19 protein-coding genes are annotated in these 20199 nt (G+C 58.1%); 5 read left to right on the forward strand and 14 right to left on the reverse strand.

Annotated elements, in window-relative coordinates:
• Nucleotides 1–378, forward strand: a complete 378-nt coding sequence (gene apaG, locus NKJ21_RS14080; RefSeq protein ID WP_004204274.1) for a Co2+/Mg2+ efflux protein ApaG — start codon at nt 1–3, stop codon at nt 376–378.
• Nucleotides 379–382: 4 nt separating this feature from the next.
• Nucleotides 383–1231, forward strand: coding sequence for a bis(5'-nucleosyl)-tetraphosphatase (symmetrical) ApaH (apaH, locus tag NKJ21_RS14085; RefSeq protein WP_008807475.1), 849 nt, complete (start codon nt 383–385; stop codon nt 1229–1231).
• 292 nt (nt 1232–1523) lie between these two features.
• Here the strand turns inward: apaH and folA are convergent, their stop codons facing one another.
• The 6 genes from folA to NKJ21_RS14115 all read right to left on the reverse strand — a co-directional run bounded on the left by folA (nt 1524) and on the right by NKJ21_RS14115 (nt 8193).
• Nucleotides 1524–2003 (reverse strand): type 3 dihydrofolate reductase, encoded by a 480-nt coding sequence (gene folA, locus NKJ21_RS14090; RefSeq protein ID WP_008807476.1) that lies wholly within the window; start codon nt 2001–2003, stop codon nt 1524–1526.
• A 174-nt stretch (nt 2004–2177) separates the two neighbouring features.
• Nucleotides 2178–4043: a glutathione-regulated potassium-efflux system protein KefC gene (kefC, locus tag NKJ21_RS14095; protein ID WP_012542877.1), complete on the reverse strand. Its 1866-nt coding sequence runs from the start codon at nt 4041–4043 to the stop codon at nt 2178–2180.
• The gene (kefF, locus tag NKJ21_RS14100; protein WP_008807478.1) at nt 4036–4569 is read right to left on the reverse strand and encodes a glutathione-regulated potassium-efflux system oxidoreductase KefF; all 534 of its coding nucleotides are present in this window, start codon (nt 4567–4569) and stop codon (nt 4036–4038) included. Before kefF ends, kefC begins: the two co-directional genes overlap by 8 nt.
• A 95-nt stretch (nt 4570–4664) precedes the next feature.
• Nucleotides 4665–5969 (reverse strand): MFS transporter, encoded by a 1305-nt coding sequence (locus NKJ21_RS14105; RefSeq protein WP_012968954.1) that lies wholly within the window; start codon nt 5967–5969, stop codon nt 4665–4667.
• Nucleotides 5970–6039: 70 nt separating this feature from the next.
• Complete coding sequence (locus NKJ21_RS14110; RefSeq protein ID WP_012542880.1) at nt 6040–6990, reverse strand: 2-hydroxyacid dehydrogenase; 951 nt, start codon at nt 6988–6990, stop codon at nt 6040–6042.
• 210 nt (nt 6991–7200) lie between these two features.
• On the reverse strand, nt 7201–8193 hold the full coding sequence (locus NKJ21_RS14115; RefSeq protein ID WP_080782883.1) for a LacI family DNA-binding transcriptional regulator: 993 nt from the start codon (nt 8191–8193) through the stop codon (nt 7201–7203).
• Between the two features lie 236 nt (nt 8194–8429).
• Here NKJ21_RS14115 and idnO point away from each other — a divergent pair, with 236 nt between their 5' ends.
• From idnO to NKJ21_RS14130, 3 genes are read left to right on the forward strand one after another with little or no spacing between them, the layout of a single operon-like run.
• Nucleotides 8430–9194: a gluconate 5-dehydrogenase gene (idnO, locus tag NKJ21_RS14120; protein ID WP_008807482.1), complete on the forward strand. Its 765-nt coding sequence runs from the start codon at nt 8430–8432 to the stop codon at nt 9192–9194.
• Nucleotides 9195–9209: 15 nt separating this feature from the next.
• Nucleotides 9210–9740, forward strand: coding sequence for a gluconokinase (locus tag NKJ21_RS14125; protein ID WP_016160279.1), 531 nt, complete (start codon nt 9210–9212; stop codon nt 9738–9740).
• Nucleotides 9737–10204, forward strand: a complete 468-nt coding sequence (locus tag NKJ21_RS14130) for a YhcH/YjgK/YiaL family protein (protein ID WP_008807484.1) — start codon at nt 9737–9739, stop codon at nt 10202–10204. Before NKJ21_RS14125 ends, NKJ21_RS14130 begins: the two co-directional genes overlap by 4 nt.
• A 47-nt stretch (nt 10205–10251) precedes the next feature.
• Here the strand turns inward: NKJ21_RS14130 and NKJ21_RS14135 are convergent, their stop codons facing one another.
• From NKJ21_RS14135 to citD, 8 genes are all read right to left on the reverse strand, one after another.
• A complete protein-coding gene (locus NKJ21_RS14135; protein ID WP_002888059.1) occupies nt 10252–10485 on the reverse strand; it encodes a YgdI/YgdR family lipoprotein in 234 nt (77 codons plus the stop codon).
• 167 nt (nt 10486–10652) lie between these two features.
• The gene (gene carB / locus NKJ21_RS14140; RefSeq protein ID WP_008807485.1) at nt 10653–13877 is read right to left on the reverse strand and encodes a carbamoyl-phosphate synthase large subunit; all 3225 of its coding nucleotides are present in this window, start codon (nt 13875–13877) and stop codon (nt 10653–10655) included.
• 17 nt (nt 13878–13894) lie between these two features.
• Nucleotides 13895–15043, reverse strand: coding sequence for a glutamine-hydrolyzing carbamoyl-phosphate synthase small subunit (carA, locus tag NKJ21_RS14145; RefSeq protein WP_012542883.1), 1149 nt, complete (start codon nt 15041–15043; stop codon nt 13895–13897).
• Between the two features lie 457 nt (nt 15044–15500).
• Nucleotides 15501–16322 carry a 4-hydroxy-tetrahydrodipicolinate reductase gene (gene dapB / locus NKJ21_RS14150; RefSeq protein WP_008807487.1) on the reverse strand — a complete coding sequence of 274 codons (822 nt, stop codon included), beginning with the start codon at nt 16320–16322 and terminating at the stop codon, nt 15501–15503.
• A gap of 228 nt (nt 16323–16550) precedes the next feature.
• Nucleotides 16551–17459, reverse strand: a complete 909-nt coding sequence (gene citG / locus NKJ21_RS14155) for a triphosphoribosyl-dephospho-CoA synthase CitG (RefSeq protein ID WP_087498587.1) — start codon at nt 17457–17459, stop codon at nt 16551–16553.
• Nucleotides 17460–17477: 18 nt separating this feature from the next.
• On the reverse strand, nt 17478–19004 hold the full coding sequence (gene citF, locus NKJ21_RS14160; RefSeq protein WP_023339578.1) for a citrate lyase subunit alpha: 1527 nt from the start codon (nt 19002–19004) through the stop codon (nt 17478–17480).
• A gap of 10 nt (nt 19005–19014) precedes the next feature.
• Nucleotides 19015–19884, reverse strand: a complete 870-nt coding sequence (gene citE, locus NKJ21_RS14165) for a citrate (pro-3S)-lyase subunit beta (RefSeq protein ID WP_087498588.1) — start codon at nt 19882–19884, stop codon at nt 19015–19017.
• Nucleotides 19881–20174 (reverse strand): citrate lyase acyl carrier protein, encoded by a 294-nt coding sequence (gene citD / locus NKJ21_RS14170; RefSeq protein ID WP_012542888.1) that lies wholly within the window; start codon nt 20172–20174, stop codon nt 19881–19883. Before citD ends, citE begins: the two co-directional genes overlap by 4 nt.
• Between the last annotated feature and the right edge of the window lie 25 nt (nt 20175–20199).

Genomic DNA, 20199 nt, shown 5'->3' on the forward strand with positions numbered 1-20199 from the left:
ATGATTAATTCGCCTCGTGTTTGCGTTCAGGTGCAAAGCGTCTATATCGAATCGCAGTCTTCTCCGGAAGAAGAGCGTTACGTCTTCGCTTATACCGTCACCATTCGCAATCTGGGGCGGAGTCAGGTTCAGCTGCTTGGCCGCTACTGGCTCATCACTAACGGCCACGGTCGTGAGACTGAAGTTCAGGGTGAAGGGGTGGTCGGCGAGCAACCACATATTCCCGCTGGCGGTGAATATCAATATACCAGCGGCGCGGTCATCGAAACGCCGCTGGGAACCATGCAGGGTCATTATGAGATGATCGATATCGACGGCGCGCCGTTCCGTATCGAGATCCCTGTGTTCCGTCTCGCAGTTCCAACGCTCATTCATTAAAACAATGTCAACATACCTTATTGGCGACGTTCACGGTTGCTACGATGAACTGATCGCATTATTAGCGCAGGTTGAATTCGACCCGAGCACCGATACGCTATGGCTGACCGGCGATCTGGTGGCCCGTGGCCCGGGGTCGCTGGAGGTCCTGCGCTATGTCAAATCTCTGGGCGACAGTGTGCGACTGGTGCTGGGCAACCATGATCTCCACCTGCTGGCCGTCTTCGCCGGTATCAGCCGTAACAAGCCGAAGGATCGTCTGAAATCCCTGCTGGAAGCCCCGGATGCCGACGAGCTGCTCAACTGGTTGCGTCGCCAGCCGCTGCTGCAGGTGGATGAAGAGAAAAAGCTGGTGATGGCCCACGCGGGCATCACGCCGCAGTGGGATCTGGAGACCGCCCAGCAGTGCGCGCGCGATGTAGAAGCGGTGCTCTCCAGCGACTCCTACCCTTTCTTCCTCGATGCCATGTATGGCGATATGCCGAATCACTGGAGCAACGAGCTGAGCGGTCTGGCGCGCCTGCGCTTTATCTCTAATGCTTTTACCCGCATGCGCTACTGCTTCCCCAACGGCCAGCTGGATATGTATTCGAAAGAGGCGCCCGAGGACGCCCCAGCGCCGCTGAAGCCGTGGTTTGCCATTCCTGGCCCGGTCAGCAATGCCTACAGCATTGCCTTTGGCCACTGGGCTTCACTGGAGGGACGCGGTACGCCGGAGGGGATTTACGCCCTGGATACGGGCTGCTGCTGGGGCGGGGAACTCACCTGCCTGCGCTGGGAAGATAAGCAGTACTTCACCCAGCCGTCGAACCGCCAGAAAAGCCTCGACGAAGGCGAAGCCGTCGCGTCCTGAGTCTTCCCGGATGGCGGCGCGTTGCGCCTTATCCGGGCTACATTGCCTTGCGATTTGTCGCCCCGGGCAAGAACGGCGGGCGCGGAGCCACTTTTGTGTCGGGTGGCGGCTCACGCCTTACCCGACCTACATTTCCTTGCGATTTGTCGCCCGGACAGCGCTCCCGAAAGACGAAGCCTGCGACGGGGAACATGACGAGATACTGAGTGCGCCTTCGTCGCGGAATTCACGCAAAAGAAAACCCCGGTCACGCCAGGCGCGACCGGGGTTTTTTCATTGCTATCCTTCCCGCTTAACGGCGTTCGAGGATCTCAAAGCAGTAGCTGTGGGAGTTCTGCGCGTCAGCGTCATGAAACTCGCTGAACACCGACTCCCACTCGTCCGGGTCGTAATCCGGGAAATGGGTATCGCCTTCCACTTCCGCATCAATGTGCGTCAGATAGAGCTTATGCGCTTTCGGCAGGAACTGCTCATAAACGCGGCCGCCGCCAATCACCATAATCTCTTCCACATCGCCGCAGGCAGCAATCGCTTCCTCCACTGAGGAGACCCACTGCACGCGATCGTCGCTGCCGGGTTTGCTGCTGATCACGATATTTTTACGCCCCGGCAACGGGCGCCCAATGGATTCCCAGGTCAGACGCCCCATCACCACCGGCTTATTTAACGTGTTGCGTTTGAACCAGGCGAGATCGGCAGGCAGGTTCCATGGCATGGCGTTTTCCATACCAATGACGCGATCTACCGCTAACGCCGCAATCAGACTGATCATTCATTCATTCCCGAGTGCAAAAAATTGTCGCCACTATACGGAAAGCGTACTACTTCGTCGACTGGCCGGAAGGTAAAGAATAAGAAAATTTTCTGATTTGCTGGCAAGCCCACGTTCACACCGTGGGCCGCCAGAACCGGTTCTAAACGGAAAACAAAATGTTACTGACGAGCGTCAGGCTGAGGGCTTATTTTCCGGCTCATCGGCAATATCCCCGGTGTGCCTGCCCTCTTCCGTCCCCTGCCAGCCGTGACGCTGCACCAGCGACAGATGATGACGATCTTCGTTGATGATGCCGGTGAGCATATCGCTGGTCCGCTTGAAGACCGCCACCCGCGACGCCGCGTCGTTTTCCGCCATCGCCACCATCTCTTCGACCATCTGCAGGTTGAAGCGACGGAACAGATCGGCCCGCTCGCGGGCTTCATAGGCGCCGAGTCCCAGCGCCTCCAGCGTCATTCGGCCGGACTTCAGCGCCGCCTCGAAGGTTTCACGCTCCGGCGCCTCGACGCCAGCCTGGCGCAGCTTAATGTAATGATCGACATCGCGGGCGCGGGAGATGATCTGCAGATGCGGAAAATGCTCTTTTACCCTTTCCACCAGCTCAAGGCTGACGTGCGGATCGTCTATGGCATTGATCAGTACTTCCGCCTTTTCGGCGCCGGCCGATTCCAGCAGGTCGACCCGGGTGGCATCGCCGTAGAAAACCTTCATATCAAATTTGCGCAAGGTATCAACATGATCCGGGTCGTGATCGAGGATCACCATCTTCACCCCGCTGGAGAGCAACAGTCGCCCGGCAATCTGCCCGAAGCGGCCAAAGCCGGCAACAATCACCCGCGGCTGCTCTTCATCAATCTCGTCAGCATCCCGCGCCTGGCCGCTGGCCGATTTCTCCAGACGGGTCAGCAGGACCAGCAAGACCGGCGTTGCCGCCATCGACAGCGCCACCGCCAGGGTCAGCGCCTTAGCCCATTCGCCGTCCAGCACATCCGCCATCCGCGCGGCGCCAAAGACCACAAACGCGAACTCGCTTCCCTGCCCCAGCAGCACCGCAAACCAGCGGCGCTGGGCGCGCGGCACGCCCAGCGGCCTGGCGATAAGCCACAGCATCAGCATTTTTATCGCCAGGAAACCGACCAGCAAAATAACGATACGCAACGGATGGGTCACGAGAGTGCCGAAGTCAATCGACATGCCGACGCCGATAAAGAACAGCCCCAGCAGCAGCCCTTTAAACGGCTCGATATCGCTCTCCAGCGCATGACGATACTCGGAGCTGGCCAGCAGCACCCCGGCGAGAAACGCCCCCATCGCCATCGACAGCCCGACTTCCTCCAGCAGCAATCCAAAGCCGAAGACCAGGAACAGCGCCACGGCGCTGAACACTTCGCGCAGGCCGGAACGGGCGACAAAGCGCAGCAGCGGACGGGTCAGATAGCGCCCCAGGGCCACCACCAGCGCCAGCGCCGCGGCCACCTTCAGCGCGGAGAGGGCAAACGCCACCAGCGAGGTGGCGCCGCCGCTGGCCGCCAGCAGGGGGATCATCGCCACCAATGGGATCGCCGCGATATCCTGGAACAGCAGCACCGCGAAGGCGCTCCGCCCCATCTGCGACACCGTCAGATTGCGCTCATTCATCGCCTGCATCGCAATGGCTGTGGAAGAGAGCGCCAGGGTCATGCCTATCAGCTCGGCCACCTGCCAGCGCAGGCCCAGCAGCATGCAGAACAGACCGATCAATACCCCGCAGGCTACCATCTGCAGCGCGCCGCCGCCGAACACCGAGGCGCGTAGCTTCCACAGCCGCTGCGGATCCAGCTCCAGACCAATCACGAACAGCATCAGCACCACGCCGATCTCGGCAAAGTGCAGAATCGCCTCGGCGTCAGTCACCAGCCGCAGCCCCCACGGGCCGATAATACAGCCAGCGATCAGATAGCCCAGCACCGACCCCAGCCCCAGGCGGACGGCGATGGGCACAATCAGCGCCGCGGCGCCCAGGTAAATCAGCGCTTGTATCAGCGTATGGCTATCCATTCTGGTGTGCCTCCTGCCAGTCGATTAAGCGTTGACGATAATGGCGGGCCTGCGCCTGCAGCGTTTCGTCATCGCAGATAAAAGTGCAGTGCATGGCGAACGGCGGCAGCCATTTCATTCCGCAGTAAAGCGCGGTTGCCTGCAACGGCTGCGCCAGCACCGGAAAACCGGGGAATGAGCCGATGTCGAAGTGGCTTTCACCGCCGCCGGTGGTCACCGCCCACATCAGCGATTTACCGCGCAGGGCAATACCGTTGTGACCATAGGCCCAGCCGTGCGCCAACACTTTGTCCATCCACAGCTTGAGCAGCGGCGGTACGCTATACCATTGCATAGGGTGCTGCCAGATAACCAGATCGGCACGGGCCAGCGCCGCCTGCTCGGCGGCGACATCGATATTAAAGTCGGGATAGAGTTGATAGAGGGAGCGTATCTCTACGCCTTCAAGCGTCCCTGCCTGTTCAAGCATTCGCTTATTCGCATGAGAATGCTGCGGATAAGGATGCGCATAAATTATCAGAATCATTGATTGGCCTGCGTTTGCTCTTGTCGTAATCAGCAAGAGTGTAGACAGTTAAGCCAACCGCTTACAATGATAACTGTGATTTATGTCGCAGTGGGTTACGCATTTCGGGGTTGATTCTTGATCGCCACATCAGAATCGCTGTCGACCAGATCGCATTGCTTCGGTAGCAGAAAGGTCATTGTGCCGGCGATAATCAACGAACCGGCCAGGGCGCAGACCGCCACATTCTGGCCGTAGAGATACATCATCACGCCCACCAGATAGGGGCCACAGAATCCGCCGAGATTGCCCAGACCATTGATCACCCCGCGTGCGCTGCCCGCCACCTCCGGCGAAGCGATACGCCCCGGCATCGACCAGAACGGACTGGTAGCCGATTTGAGAAAGAAACCGCAGATCACCAGTGCGATATAGGCCGCCACCATCTGGTCGCGGAGCACTACCGACGCCACCAGCGCTGCCGCAAAACTGTAGAGCGAGAAGCGAACCCACAGACGACGCTTACCGCTGTGGTCGCTGAACAACGAAATCACATAGATCCCGGCCAGCGTGGCGACAAACGGCAGCACCGCCAGGAAGCCAACGCTGGCCATGTTGCCGCCGGTTAACCCCTTCAGAATGGTCGGCAGCCACAGCGTGTAGCCATAATCCCCGGTCTGGTAGAAAAAATTGAGGATCACCAGCTTCATCAGTCCGGCATTACCAAACACATCCTTCACCGGGGCCTTGCTGACAGGGGCTTCTGCCTGCTTCGCCGCACGCTCGGCGGCCAGGGTGGTCACCAGATAGTCACGCTCGCGGGCGGGCAACCAGTGGGCCTCTTGCGGACGGTCGCTGATCATAAACCACCACACGACCAGCACCACCAGCGACAACAGCCCTTCGATGATAAACAGCCAGCGCCAGTCAAGCGCCGCAATAATGGCCCCGGAGACCGGCGCGGTGAGCATGCCGCCGAGCGGGGCAAACATCATCACAAACGCGTTCGCGCGACCCAGCTCTTTTTCCGGAAACCAATTGCTGACCATGGTCAGCACTACCGGCAGCATTCCCCCTTCCGAAACCCCGAGAATAAATCGCAGCACCAGCAGTTGATATTGATGAGTCACAAACCCTGTCGCCACGGAAACGATAGCCCAGGCTACCAGCGACCAGGCAATAAATTTTTTACCGCTGCCGTTAACCGCAATTCGCCCACCGGGAATTTGCAAAAATAAATAACCAATAAAAAAGATACCGCTGGCCACGCCAGCCATTTGGCTGGTAATGCCTAAATCGGCCTCCATGCCGCCTGGCAGGGCAAAGCTAATATTAACCCGGTCCATAAATGACATAATGCAGGCAATTAACACCGGCACAATGATACGCAGCCAACGGGTGCTGGGAATTTTCTCGTTCATATATTTGCACTCTCTATGCAGAGGTTATTGTTTTGATTGAGATCGCGCGGGTACAGAAATAAAAAGCTAATTAATCGATAGCGTTTGGCAGCGCTGCGCCGGCAAACCAGGCGGCGACGTTAGCAAAAACCACTTCGCTCATTTTCTGTCGTGTTTCCTGCGTGGCGCTGGCGACATGCGGCTGCAGCACCACGTTATCGAGGGCGATCAGCGCCGCCGGGACCTGGGGTTCCTGTTCGAAAACATCGAGCCCGGCCCCGGCGATAACGCCGTTTTGTAACGCGTGGATCAACGCCTTTTCATCCACCAGCGAACCGCGGGCAATATTGATAAGCCAGGCATGCGCCGGCATCACGTTAAACACCGAGGCGTCGATGATGCCGCGGTTCGCCTCGCCGCCGGATGCGGCAATCACCAGAAAATCGCTCTCATGCGCCAGGGTATGCAGGTCGGCACACCACTGATAATCGAGGCCCGCTATCTTTTTACGGTCGGTATACAGCACCTGCATATCAAAACCCCGCGCCCGGCGGGCGATCGCCTGGCCAATATTCCCCATACCCAGCAGGCCGATACGCTTCCCGCTGACCTGAGTCGCCAACGGCATACCACCGCTCAGCCAGCGTCCCTCGCGGACAAAGCGATCGCCCTGACAGAGCTGACGGGAACCGGCCAGCAGCAGCCCCATCGCCAGGTCAGCGACATCATTCGTCAACACCCCGGAGGTGATGGTGACGGCAATTTGCCGCGAGCGGGCATACGCCAGATCCACCGCATCGGTACCGACGCCGAAGATGGCAATCAGCCCAGCCTGAGGCAGCAACTCAAGGACGCTGTTTGCTACGCCGACGTCGCCGCGAGTGACCACGACGGCAATGTTCTCTCCTTGTTCACGCAGAAAGGCGATCGGATCGTCCTGCTCGTAGAGACGCAGCAGCGGGAAATGCTCCGCCAGCTGCAGCTGCAGGGTTTCAATTACGGGGGCCACTAAAAGGACGGCGCGGGGAATAACACTCTTCATCAGATCACCTGTTTGACGTTTGGTTACGACGGTAGCCACTATCAAACGGGTTTTTATCGGGGGATTTTGCGATCTGTATCACGCTGAATCGTGTTAAAAATGCATGTTACCGGACGCGTGATCGTGAAGACAAAACGGCGACCAGACAGGCGATGGACTGCGCGCGCATTAACCTTTCGCTAACACACGACAGGCGCTGGCTGGTGGCCGTTAAATCGTTTCGCCCATCGACAGGCGGTAGTGGAGATCCACCTTTTCAATGGTGGGCAGTCCTTTGATTTTCTTTATTAAAATCTCTGTCGCCACCTTACCCATCTCGAAGCGCGGCGTCAGGACGCTGGCCAGCCGGGGAGAGACGATCTGGCCAATCTCCAGGCCATGAAAGCCCGCGATAGCCAGCTCCTGGGGCACGCTGATACCGGATGCCAGGCACTCCTGTAACACGCCCACCGCCAGGTCGTCATTAGTGCACAGGATACCGTCCATATCGGCGTACATTTGCCGCGCCAGGGTCATCATGCCGGTGCCAATGGAAACCGACGAGACTTTATTCGGCGCAATGCGCCCCACCGCCAGCCCGGCATTCTCCATCGCCCGACAGTAGCCCAGATAACGCTGCTCGTCGCGGACGTCGGACATCGAGCCGAAGTAGATGATCCGTCGTTTACCGCTGGCCAGCAGCATGGTGGTCATATCGAAGCCGGCCTGGAAGTTATCGAATCCGACGTTGATGCGTCCTGGATTCTCCGCCAGCCCCATCACTTCGGCGATCGGGATCTTCGCGGCATTCAGATACTTGTCCGCCCGCAGGGAGTGCACCGACTCGGTCAGCAGCAGTCCTTTCACATTAAACGCCAGCACGGCGGCAATCTGCTCCTCTTCACGCTGGCGATCGTAGTCGTAATTCACCACCAGCGTCTGGTAACCATGCCCGGCGGTAACAGATTCGATGCCGGCCAGCAGATCGGCAAAAATTTGATTATGAAAGGAGGGAATGAGTACGCCAATCCGCGGCACGGCGACGCTGGTCATCGCCGGATTATCCGGGTCGGGCTGATAGCCGATCTCCGCTATCACGCTGGCAATACGCTCCGCCGTCTCCGGTTTCACCTTTTCCGGGGTGCGCAAATAGCGGCTAACGGTCATCTTGGTTACGCCAGCCAGCTCGGCAATATCATGGAGAGTAATGCGTTGTGCTTTCATCTGTGTGTCCGCCAAATACCTGACTGCTTCAGGCCATTATGCCTGTCGGGGGGGCAAAAGAGAATGCCAGTCCGTAGCCGTTAACCTGTTGAGTCAGCGAGATTTACCGGCAGCGTCACGTTTAAAGTAACCCCTTTTTGTAACACGGTTCCGAGTGATCTTCATCACAGTTTCCCCCGGTAAAAATCCGTGAGATAGGGCACAGGTTTTCTTCAGCCGCTAATCAGGATATCGAGATGAACGATCTTTTCAGCTTACAAGGTAAACGCATTTTAATTACGGGCGCAGGACAGGGGATCGGTTTTGTCATGGCTCAGGGTCTGGCGCAATATGGCGCAGAAATCATTATTAATGACCTTTCTGCCCCGCGAGCGGACGATGCGGTGATGAAGCTCCGCGACGAAGGCGCCACCGCCCATGCTGCGGTATTTAACGTGACCGATGCCGAGGCCGTTGAAGAAGCCATTGCCAATATCGAAGCGCATCTTGGCCCGATTGACGTGTTATTCAATAACGCCGGGATCCAGCGCCGCCACCCGTTTACCGAATTCCCGGTGCAGGAATGGAATGACGTGATTTCAGTTAACCAGACGGCGGTATTTCTCGTCTCTCAGGCCGTCGCGAAGCGCATGGTTGACCGCCAGCAGGGAAAAATCATCAATATCTGCTCCATGCAGAGCGAGCTGGGGCGCGACACCATCACCCCCTACGCCGCCGCCAAAGGCGCGGTGAAGATGCTAACCCGCGGAATGTGCGTTGAGCTGGCGCGGCACAACATTCAGGTCAACGGCATTGCCCCGGGCTACTTTAATACGGCGATGACCCGGACGCTGGTTGAGGATAAGGCGTTTACCGACTGGTTATGCAAACGCACCCCTGCCGCCCGCTGGGGCGATCCGCAGGAGCTGGTCGGCGCTGCCGTCTTTTTATCGTCAAACGCGTCGAATTTCGTCAACGGCCATCTGCTGTTCGTTGACGGCGGCATGCTGGTCGCGGTCTGAGAGAAGGAGCGCATGATGGCAGGACAATGCATTATTTTGATGGGCGTCTCCGGAACCGGCAAATCCACCGTCGGTCAGGCATTGGCCCACGCGCTGGGAGCGAAATTTATCGACGGCGACGACCTTCATCCACGCAACAATATCGTCAAAATGGCCACCAGCCAGCCGCTGAATGATGAGGATCGTCAGCCGTGGCTGACGCGTATCGCCGACGTCATTTTCAGTCTTGAGCAGAAAAACGAGTCAGGTGTATTGGTCTGTTCCGCATTAAAAAAGCGCTATCGCGACCGCCTGCGTGAGGGGAACGCGAAGCTACGCTTCCTGTGGTTGACCGGGGATTATGACTGCATTTTGCAGCGAATGCGCCAGCGTAAAGGCCACTTTATGCCAGAAGCGTTACTGCGTAGCCAGTTTGCCGCCCTGGAGACGCCAGACGCCAGTGAAAGCGATGTTCTGGCCGTCGATATTACCCCCGACATCGCCAGTATTGTCGCTCACTCATTAACGTTACTTCATTCGCAACAACCGCAGAGGATCCCGGCATGATTATCGATACCTTAACCGCCGCCGCCGAAAATGAGCTCTATCCGCCGGTGATCCGCCAGGCGCTGCAGGCCGTGTTACAGCAACAACCGCACGCGCTGCCGCCGGGGAAATATACCGTCGAGAGTGATAATGTGTTTTTTACCGTCGTCGAAGGCCATACCCGGCCGCTGAGCGAGCAACGCCCGGAATATCATCGTCAATATCTCGACATTCACATTGTGCTGAAAGGTGAAGAGATCATCGGTGCCGGGAATAAAGGGCTGCCGGTCGTTGAAGATGGTCACTTCAACACGACGCAGGATATCGGTTTCTGTCAGGCTATCGACAGCGAAACGCTGATTCATCTCTACCCGGAAGAGCTGGCGATCCTCTTCCCTGGCGAATTACACCGCCCGATGGCCTGCCTCGAACAAGGCGCAGCGTTGCGTAAAATCGTGGTTAAAATCGATCGCGCGCTACTGTAACGCGATCGTTCGGCCCCGCACACTCCCCGCGGGGCCTGGGATAACCATTAGTTATCCAGCTCATCCATGGACTTCACCTGGTCGCGGTTAATCTGCTCCACGCGGCCGGTTTCGGCATTTTTGTATGAGACGAGGCCGGTGTCATCATCCACCTGCGGTTTGCCGCTGGTGACAATGGTCTTGCCATCGGTGGTTTTGATCGACTGATTCGATGAGCAGCCGGCCACGAACATGATTGCCGTCGCTGCCAGTGCGGATGCCACCAGAATATTGTTCCGCATTGTATCCTCCTGTCTTTTCATCAATAGGTATCGTTATGGTGCTCACTATAGTTAGCCTGACCCGACAGGTGGTTAAAAGCAGAACTCTCCGAAGATGACTGCAGCCAAAAAAAGGGCTGACGATGTCGTCAGCCCTGGTTTGTTGCTCTCCGGCCAGGCCGGCGCGCTTATTTGGTGATTTGCGCGTGCATTTCCTGAACCGAAATCACCTTCTCGGTGGCGTCAGCGTTCAGCGCCATCGCGGTGGCAAAGCCGCCGTTCAGGGTGGTGTCGTAATGCACCTTGTACTGCAGCGCGCTGCGGCGAATCAGCTTGGAGTCTTCAATCGCCTGGCGACCTGCGGTGGTGTTGATGATGTAGGTGTATTCGCCATTCTTGATACGGTCCTGAATGTGCGGACGACCTTCATGCACCTTGTTCACCAGACGCGGGTTGATACCGGCTTCGCCCAGCACAATCGCCGTACCGTGGGTCGCATCCAGCTCAAAGCCAAACTTCAGCAGCTTCGCCGCCAGGTCGACCACGCGCTCTTTGTCGCCTTCGCGAACGGAGAGCAGTGCACGGCCCTGTTTCTTCATGGTCGAGTTGCTGCCCAGCTGCGCTTTGGCGAATGCTTCCGCGAAGGTACGGCCCACGCCCATCACTTCCCCGGTAGAGCGCATTTCTGGCCCTAACAGCGGGTCAACGCCCGGGAATTTGTTGAACGGCAGAACCACCTCTTTCACCGAGTAGTACGGCGGGATGATCTCTTTGGTCACGCCCTGCTGCGCCAGCGTCTTACCGGCCATTACGCGCGCCGCGACTTTCGCCAGCGGGACACCGGTGGCTTTGGAGACGAACGGCACGGTACGCGCCGCACGCGGGTTCACTTCAATCAGATAAACTTCGTTATCTTTCACCGCGAACTGGACGTTCATCAGACCACGAACCTGCAGCTCGAAAGCCAGCTTCTGCACCTGCTCGCGCATCACATCCTGAATTTCCTGGCTCAGCGTATACGCTGGCAGGGAACAGGCTGAGTCGCCGGAGTGTACGCCCGCCTGCTCGATATGCTCCATGATGCCGCCAATCAGCACCATTTCGCCGTCGCAGATGGCATCGACATCCACTTCAATCGCGTCGTCGAGGAAGCGATCCAGCAGTACCGGTGCATCGTTGGAGACGCTAACCGCGGTCTGGAAGTAGCGGCGCAGATCCTGCTCGTCGTAAACAATTTCCATCGCCCGGCCGCCGAGCACGTAAGACGGACGAACCACCAGCGGGTAGCCAATCTCTTTCGCTCTCTCTACCGCCTGCTCAATGGCAGTGACGGTGGCGTTCGCCGGCTGCTTCAGCTTCAGACGGTCAACCGCATGCTGGAAGCGTTCACGGTCTTCCGCGCGGTCGATAGCGTCCGGGCTGGTGCCGATAACCGGTACGCCTGCGGCTTCCAGGGCGCGCGCCAGCTTCAGCGGCGTCTGGCCGCCGTACTGGACGATAACGCCCTTCGGCTTCTCGATGCGCACGATTTCCAGCACGTCTTCCAGGGTCACCGGCTCGAAGTACAGACGGTCGGAGGTGTCATAGTCGGTAGACACGGTTTCCGGGTTACAGTTGACCATGATGGTCTCGTAACCGTCTTCGCGCAGCGCCAGAGAGGCGTGTACGCAGCAGTAGTCAAATTCGATACCCTGGCCGATACGGTTCGGGCCGCCGCCGAGGACCATGATTTTATCGCGGTCAACGGACGGGTTGGACTCACACTCTTCTTCATAAGTGGAGTACATGTAGGCGGTATCGGTGGCGAATTCGGCGGCGCAGGTGTCCACGCGCTTGTAGACCGGATGCAGGTCATACTGGTCGCGCAGCTTGCGAATTTCCGCTTCCCGCACGCCCGCCAGTTTCGCCAGACGCGCATCGGCAAAGCCTTTACGCTTCAGGGTACGCAGGAAGTCGGCGTCGAGGCCGTTGATGCCCACTTCCACCACTTTCTCTTCCAGACGCACCAGCTCTTCAATCTGCACCAGGAACCAGCGGTCGATATTGGTCAGGTTGAAGACGCCGTCTACCGAGAGGCCGGCGCGGAAGGCATCCGCGATGTACCAGATACGCTCGGCGCCAGCGTCTTTCAGCTCGCGGCGAATTTTAGTCAGCGCTTCCGGGTCGTCGAGGCTCACTTTCGGGTCGAAGCCAGTGGCGCCCACTTCCAGGCCGCGCAGCGCTTTCTGCAGCGATTCCTGCTGGGTGCGGCCAATGGCCATCACTTCGCCGACGGATTTCATCTGGGTGGTCAGACGGTCGTTCGCGCCAGCGAATTTTTCGAAGTTGAAGCGTGGAATTTTGGTGACCACGTAGTCGATGGACGGCTCGAAGGAAGCCGGAGTGCGGCCGCCGGTGATGTCGTTCATCAGCTCGTCAAGGGTGTAGCCCACTGCCAGCTTGGCCGCCACTTTAGCAATCGGGAAGCCGGTGGCTTTCGAGGCCAGCGCCGAAGAGCGGGAGACGCGCGGGTTCATTTCGATAACGATCAGGCGACCGTCTTTCGGGTTCACCGAGAACTGCACGTTAGAGCCGCCGGTTTCCACACCGATTTCACGCAGGACCGCCATCGAGGCGTTACGCATGATTTGGTATTCTTTGTCGGTCAGGGTCTGCGCCGGGGCAACGGTGATGGAGTCGCCGGTATGGATCCCCATGGCATCGAAGTTTTCAATCGAGCAGACGATGATGCAGTTGTCGTTCTTATCGCGCACCACTTCCATCTCGTACTCTTTCCAGCCGATCAGCGATTCATCGATCAGCAGTTCGTTGGTCGGAGAGAGATCCAGGCCGCGTTCGCAGATTTCTTCGAACTCTTCGCGGTTATAGGCGATACCGCCGCCGGTGCCGCCCATGGTGAAGGACGGACGGATGATGCACGGGAAGCCAACGTCGGCGGCAACCGCCAGCGCTTCTTCCATGGTGTGGGCGATGCCGGAGCGCGCGGTGTCGAGGCCGATTTTCTTCATCGCCACGTCGAAGCGACGACGGTCTTCCGCTTTATCAATCGCGTCGGCAGTGGCGCCGATCATGGTCACGCCGAACTCTGCCAGCACGCCCTGACGTTCCAGCTCCAGCGCACAGTTCAGCGCCGTCTGGCCGCCCATGGTCGGCAGCACCGCATCCGGGCGCTCTTTTTCGATAATTTTACGTACCACTTCCCAGTGAATCGGCTCGATGTAGGTCGCATCGGCCATTTCCGGGTCGGTCATGATGGTCGCCGGGTTGGAGTTCACCAGGATAACGCGGTAGCCCTCTTCTCGCAGGGCTTTACAGGCCTGCGCGCCGGAGTAGTCAAACTCACACGCCTGACCGATAACAATCGGGCCCGCGCCCAGAATCAGGATACTTTTTATGTCTGTACGTTTTGGCATTGCTCTTTTACTCCTGATTATTTCGCGGACTGACGGTAGAGCTCAATTAACTCGATAAAGTGGTCGAACAGCGGCGCGGCATCATGCGGCCCCGGGCTCGCTTCAGGGTGCCCCTGGAAGCTAAACGCCGGTTTGTCGGTACGATGAATGCCCTGCAGGGTGCCGTCGAACAGCGACTTGTGGGTCACGCGCAGGTTGGCCGGCAAGGTGGCTTCGTCAACCGCAAAACCGTGGTTCTGCGCGGTGATCATCACCACATTGTTATCAATATCTTTCACCGGATGGTTGCCGCCGTGGTGGCCGAACTTCATCTTAATGGTCTTCGCACCGCTCGCCAGCGCCAGCAGCTGATGGCCAAGGCAGATACCGAATACCGGAATATCGGTCTCAAGGAATTTTTCAATCGCGTCGATAGCGTAATCGCACGGCGCCGGGTCGCCTGGGCCGTTAGAGAGGAAAATACCGTCCGGATTCATTTTCAGCACGTCTTCGGCAGAGGTCTGCGCCGGCACCACCGTCAGGCGGCAGCCGCGGTCCACCAGCATGCGCAGGATGTTGCGTTTCGCGCCGAAGTCATACGCCACAACGTGGAACGGCAGCTCGCTTTCCGCTTTCGCTTCCGGCAGGTCGCCCGCCAGAGTCCAGCTGCCCTGCGTCCAGCTGTAGGTTTCTGCGGTGGTCACTTCCTTCGCCAGATCCATGCCGTTCAGACCCGGGAACGCTTTCGCTTTCTCCAGCGCCAGCTGAGCATCCGGGCTGTCGCCCGCGATGATGCAGCCGTTCTGCGCCCCTTTCTCACGCAGCAGACGCGTCAGCTTGCGGGTATCGATATCGGCAATCGCCACGATGTTATGGCGCTTCAGATAAGAAGAAAGATCTTCAGTATTGCGGAAGTTGCTGGCAATCAGCGGCAGATCGCGGATCACCAGACCCTGCGCGTGTACCTGAGAAGATTCTTCATCGGCGGCGTTGGTGCCGACATTACCAATATGAGGATAAGTAAGAGTGACGATTTGGCGGGAATAGGAAGGATCAGTGAGGATTTCTTGATAACCGGTCATTGAAGTATTGAAAACGACTTCCCCAACCGCCGTGCCGGTTGCCCCGATGGCCCGACCGTGAAACTGGGTTCCGTCTTCCAGAACCAATAGCGCTGACTTAATCAAAACACCCTCCAGAGAATATCCACTCACTTTATTTGCATATTAATTCATAAACACGATCTGAATCAATGCAAATCTGTTGCCCGCAGATTTTTGGCAAACGGCGGCATTCTGGAGAGATGTCGGATAAAAGTCAACTTAAAGCGGAGATTTTTAATGTCATTTTACGCCACTGGTGCATAACATGTGATTTTTACGCCAAAAAGATCAACAAACCTGGCTGAGAAAACGCTTGCGGACGGGAAAGAGTGTAAAACCTGGCGACGAAGCGCTAAAAAGTGGACCAAATGGTCAAAATTTACATTTCATTCACCAAAAACAGCATGAATATTATTATTTATAGCTATCACAACGTAAAACACACACCAAACCCATAAAAATAAAAAAGGGCAACAATATATTGCCCCTTGCATCAATAACTTATTGATTGCAATAACCACATCACGATGGGTAATAATCGTTATAAACTGTTCAAATCCAGCACATCACGCATGTCAAACAGACCATTTTTCTTGTCTTTCAGCCATAATGCAGAGCGAACCGCGCCATTAGCAAAGGTCATCCGGCTGGAGGCTTTATGGGTGATTTCAATACGCTCACCGATATCAGCAAACATCGCCGTATGCTCCCCGACGATATCGCCCGCACGGACAGTGGCGAAGCCAATGGTGCCCGGAACGCGTTCGCCGGTATGACCTTCACGACTGTAGACGGCGCATTCCTTCAGATCTTTGTTCAATGCTCCGGCGATCGCTTCGCCCATCGCCAGCGCGGTGCCTGACGGCGCATCCACTTTATGCCGGTGGTGCGCTTCGATAATTTCGATGTCGGTGTAGTCGCCCATCACCTTTGCCGCCTTCTCCAGCAGCTTTAACAGGACGTTGACGCCGACGCTAAAGTTAGCGGCGAAGACAATGGCAATCTCCTGCGCGGCGTCGCGAATCGCCTGCTTGCCAGCGTCGTCAAAACCGGTGGTGCCGATGACCATCCCTTTGCCGTGCTCGCGGCAAAACGCCAGATGGTTCAGCGTGCCTTCCGGGCGGGTAAAATCGATCAACACGTCGAAATCATCTTTTACCGCCGTCAGGCTGCTCTGCACCGCGACGCCCGCTTTGCCGGCGCCCGCCAGCTCCCCGGCGTCGCTGCCCACCAGGCTTGACCCTTCGCGCTCCAGCGCCGCGCCCAGCGCCACGCCTTCCATCTGCAATGCAGCCTGAATTAACTGGCGTCCCATCCGGCCGCCCGCGCCGGCGATGGCCACGCGGATTTGTGCATCATGCATAGCTATTCTCTTTTGTTAACATTACGTAAATTGTTTTCAGAGTAACCAGCCCGTCAGCGGGCCGCTACTCAAAAACGCCGATAATTAGAAATTTATGACAAACGGCGGACGATATCAGTAAAAACTATACGATTGTGCCGCAATTCCATGTTTACGTAGTGACAACCGGGAAGACTAATGATGGCGCCTTCGCCCGTACAGTGCGGGCGAAGGCGGTGTTGCAGTGGGTTACAGCGGGAAAAGCGCGCCGGCGGGAAACGTGGATAAAAACCAGGTCACCGCCAGCAGATCGGCGCTGCCGCCGGGGCTGAGATGGCGGGCAATCAGCTCATCGTCAAACTGGCGCAGCGCCTCCAGCCCGCCGTCCGCCAGCACGCCGCCCTGCCACAGCAGTCGCTGCGCCTCCTGCTGGACAAAGTTCAGCCCGGCAAGCCCGCCGCGCGAGACCAGGTTGGTGTCATCATTCCACGCCATCAGATGCAGCAGGGTTTGCAGCAGCGCCAGATTGCTGTCGCCGGTCTCTTCCATCATGCGGGTAAAGACTGGCAAGGCCTGGGTACGCACCGTCAGGAAACCGCTCTCCGCCTCGCCGCGGGCCCCGGGGAGACCATAACGCAGAAAATGAGCCTCGCCTTTACTGAGCCGTTCCCCGCCAGCAGAAGACAATTCCTGCATAACCATGCCGCGACAGAAGCGCGCCACCTGATCGCAAAGCCGGTGCAGCTCTATCGGCTCACCTTTCGACACCAACCTGCCCGCAGCTGCGCTGAGCAGGCCAAAAGCGAAGATCGCCCCGCGATGGGTATTCACCCCACCGGTGGCCTCCAGCATATCGTTCTCACAGGCCATCCCTACCGGGCGCAGCATCATCAATACCTGCTCCGGCGCGACCGCCGCAGTATCGTGGCCCATGATGAAAAATTTCTCCATCCATGGCGCCACCACCGCGGTGCTGGCCTCAAACGAGGCCAGATCCATATCCCGGTGCGCGCCAGCGTTACGAATATCCACCAACCCGGGCTTAGGGGTCAGGCGAACTTCGGTCAACAGCGCGCGCTCTACCGCGCTGACCACCTCTTCGGCACTCAGTGGCTTCACGCGCCGCACACGCGCCGGATTCATTAACACGTCGCTCATGGCCTTTCCCCTCTGCGTTTAGTCGCTGTTTTTCACCTGACGAATCACATCGATGACCGAACCGTCGCGATAGCGCACCACCGCCACCACCCGATCGGTAAATTCGATCGGCTGCGGCTTGCCGGTTAGCAGTTCCGCACGCTGCTGCAGCTCCTCAATGGTCATCAGCGGAATGCCTGCGCTGCGCAAATTGTCGATCAGGTCCTGACGTGCCGGGTTGACCGCTATGCCGTGGTCAGTGACCAGCACATCCACGCTGGCTCCCGGCGTCACACGGGTCAGCACTTTTTCCACGACGCAGGGAATTCGCCCGCGAACTAACGGCGCGGTAATGATGGTCAGATCCGCGCCGGCGGCGGTATCGCTATGTCCGCCGGATGCGCCGCGCAGCACGCCGTTAGAGCCGGTCATCACGTTGACGTTAAAGTCGGTATCGATTTCCAGCGCGCTGAGCATTACCACGTTTAAGCGCTCGCAGGAGGCGCCTTTAGAGCCTGGGCTGGCATACTGATTGGTGGAGATCTCGACGTGGTTCGGGTTCTGCGCCAGCGAACGCGCGGCGTCGCCATCGAACGACTGGGTATCGAGCAGCGTTTTGATCAGCCCCTTTTCGTGCAGATCGACCATCGTGCCGGTGATGCCGCCGAGGCCGAAGCTGGCGGTAATGCCGTTACGGCGCATTTTGTCTTCGAGGAAGCGGCTCACCGCCAGCGAGGCGCCGCCGGTGCCAGTCTGCAGCGAGAAGCCGTCTTTAAAGTACCCGGAATGCTCGACCACCTTCGCCGCCTGGCGGGCAATCAGCAGTTCGCGCGGGTTGCTGGTCAGACGGATCGCCCCAGCGGTAATTTTTTGCGGATCGCCGACTTCGTCCACCTGGACGATCAGATCCACCTGATCCTGGGCAATGCTGGCCGGATAGTTTGGGTAATCCACCCACGCTTCGGTCAACAGCACCACGCATTTGGCATGTTCCGCATCAACGCGCGCATAGCCCAGCGAACCGCAGCGCGACTTACCGCTAAAGCCGTTGGCATTGCCAAACTCATCGCAGCAAGGGACGCCGAGAAACGCCACATCAATCGACAGTTCACCGCTTTGGATCAGCTGTACGCGACCGCCGTGGGAGTGGATCTGCACCGGGTTTTCCATTAATCCGGCGGAGATCTCCTCGCCCAGCTTGCCGCGCAGACCGGAGGTGTAGATCTGGCGGATCACGCCATTTTTAATATGCTCGATCAGCGGCCAGTGGGCGTCGATCAGCGAACTGGATGCCAGGGTCAGATCGCGAAAGCCCATTTCCGCCAGCGTTGCCATGACCATGTTGACCACTTTGTCACCGCCGCGAAACGCGTGGTGGAACGAAATGGTCATGCCGTTTTGCAGGCCGGAGCGACGGATTGCCGTTTCCAGCGAGTCGCAAATTTTACGCTGGCGCTTTTCTGTTTCACTGGCCAGCCACGGACTTTTCGCCGTCACGCCCGCATAAGGGGTCAGTCCTTCCGGCATCACGTACTGCTGATTAAGCATTGCTACTGTCTCTTTCATCTTGTTCCCCTTAATCACGAATCCCGGAAGCCGAGAGCGCCACCACTTTGCGAGCGTGGTCGATAATCGGTCCATCGATCATCTTGCCGTTGAGCGACACCACGCCCAGACCGCGCGACTCTGCCTCTTCCGCGGCGGCAATCACCTCCAGCGCATGGTCGACCTCTTTGCGCGTCGGGGCATAGACCTGATGCAGGAGTTCAATTTGTCGTGGGTTGACCAGCGATTTGCCGTTGAAGCCGAGGTTTTTAGCCAGATTTGCTTCCGCCAGGAAGCCCTCTTCGTTATTGATATCCGACCACACCACGTCATAGGCGGCGATGCCGGCAACGCGCGCGGCATGCAGTACCGCACAGCGGGCGTAGAACAGTTCAGTACCGTCGCCGCGGGAGGTGCCCATATCCATGACGTAATCGAAGGCCGCCAGCGCGATCGCCGCCAGACGCGGGCTGGCGCGCGCAATCTCCACCGCGTTCACCACGCCCAGCGCCGACTCGATCGCCGCCATTAACTTGGTGCTGCCCACTTCCCGGCCGCACTCGCATTCAATCCGCTCAACGTGCGCTTCCAGCTCATGGATATCTTCTTTGCTGTCGGTTTTCGGCAAACGCACCATGTCCACACCCGCGCGGACCACCGCTTCAAGATCGGCCAGACCGAACGGCGTATTCAGCGGGTTAATGCGCACCACGGTTTCGATATCCTGATACAGCGGATGCTGCAGCGCCTGATGCACCAGCAAGCGGGCGGTATCTTTTTCGCGTAGCGAAACGGCATCTTCCAGGTCGAACATCACCGCATCAGCGCCGTAGACGAATGACGTGCTTAACATGGCGGCATTGGCGCCAGGGATGAACAGCATACTGCGACGTGGTTTCATAACTGGCTCCATTGCAATTGAGACTGTTGCGCCGCGCGCAGCGCCGCGGCCTGTACACGGGCCCGCAGTACGCACTCCAGGGCGCCTTTATCATCGACCACCACGTTGGCCTGCTTCACGCCAAGCTGCGCCAGCGTTTCTCTGACCACCTGCTCAATCGCAGCGCCAAACTGTTGTTTCACAATGCTGTCGATTTCCAGCTGAATGCCCGGCTGCGCCGCCGGTCCAATCCTGACCATCACATCGCTGGACTCCAGCGTGCCGGCCAGGGCGTCAATCTTCATTTCCATAGGGGAAAATCCTTTGTTAGGGCGT

The sequence above is a fragment of the Klebsiella sp. SWET4 genome, assembly GCF_024296565.1.
Classification (GTDB): Bacteria; Pseudomonadota; Gammaproteobacteria; order Enterobacterales; family Enterobacteriaceae; genus Klebsiella; species Klebsiella variicola.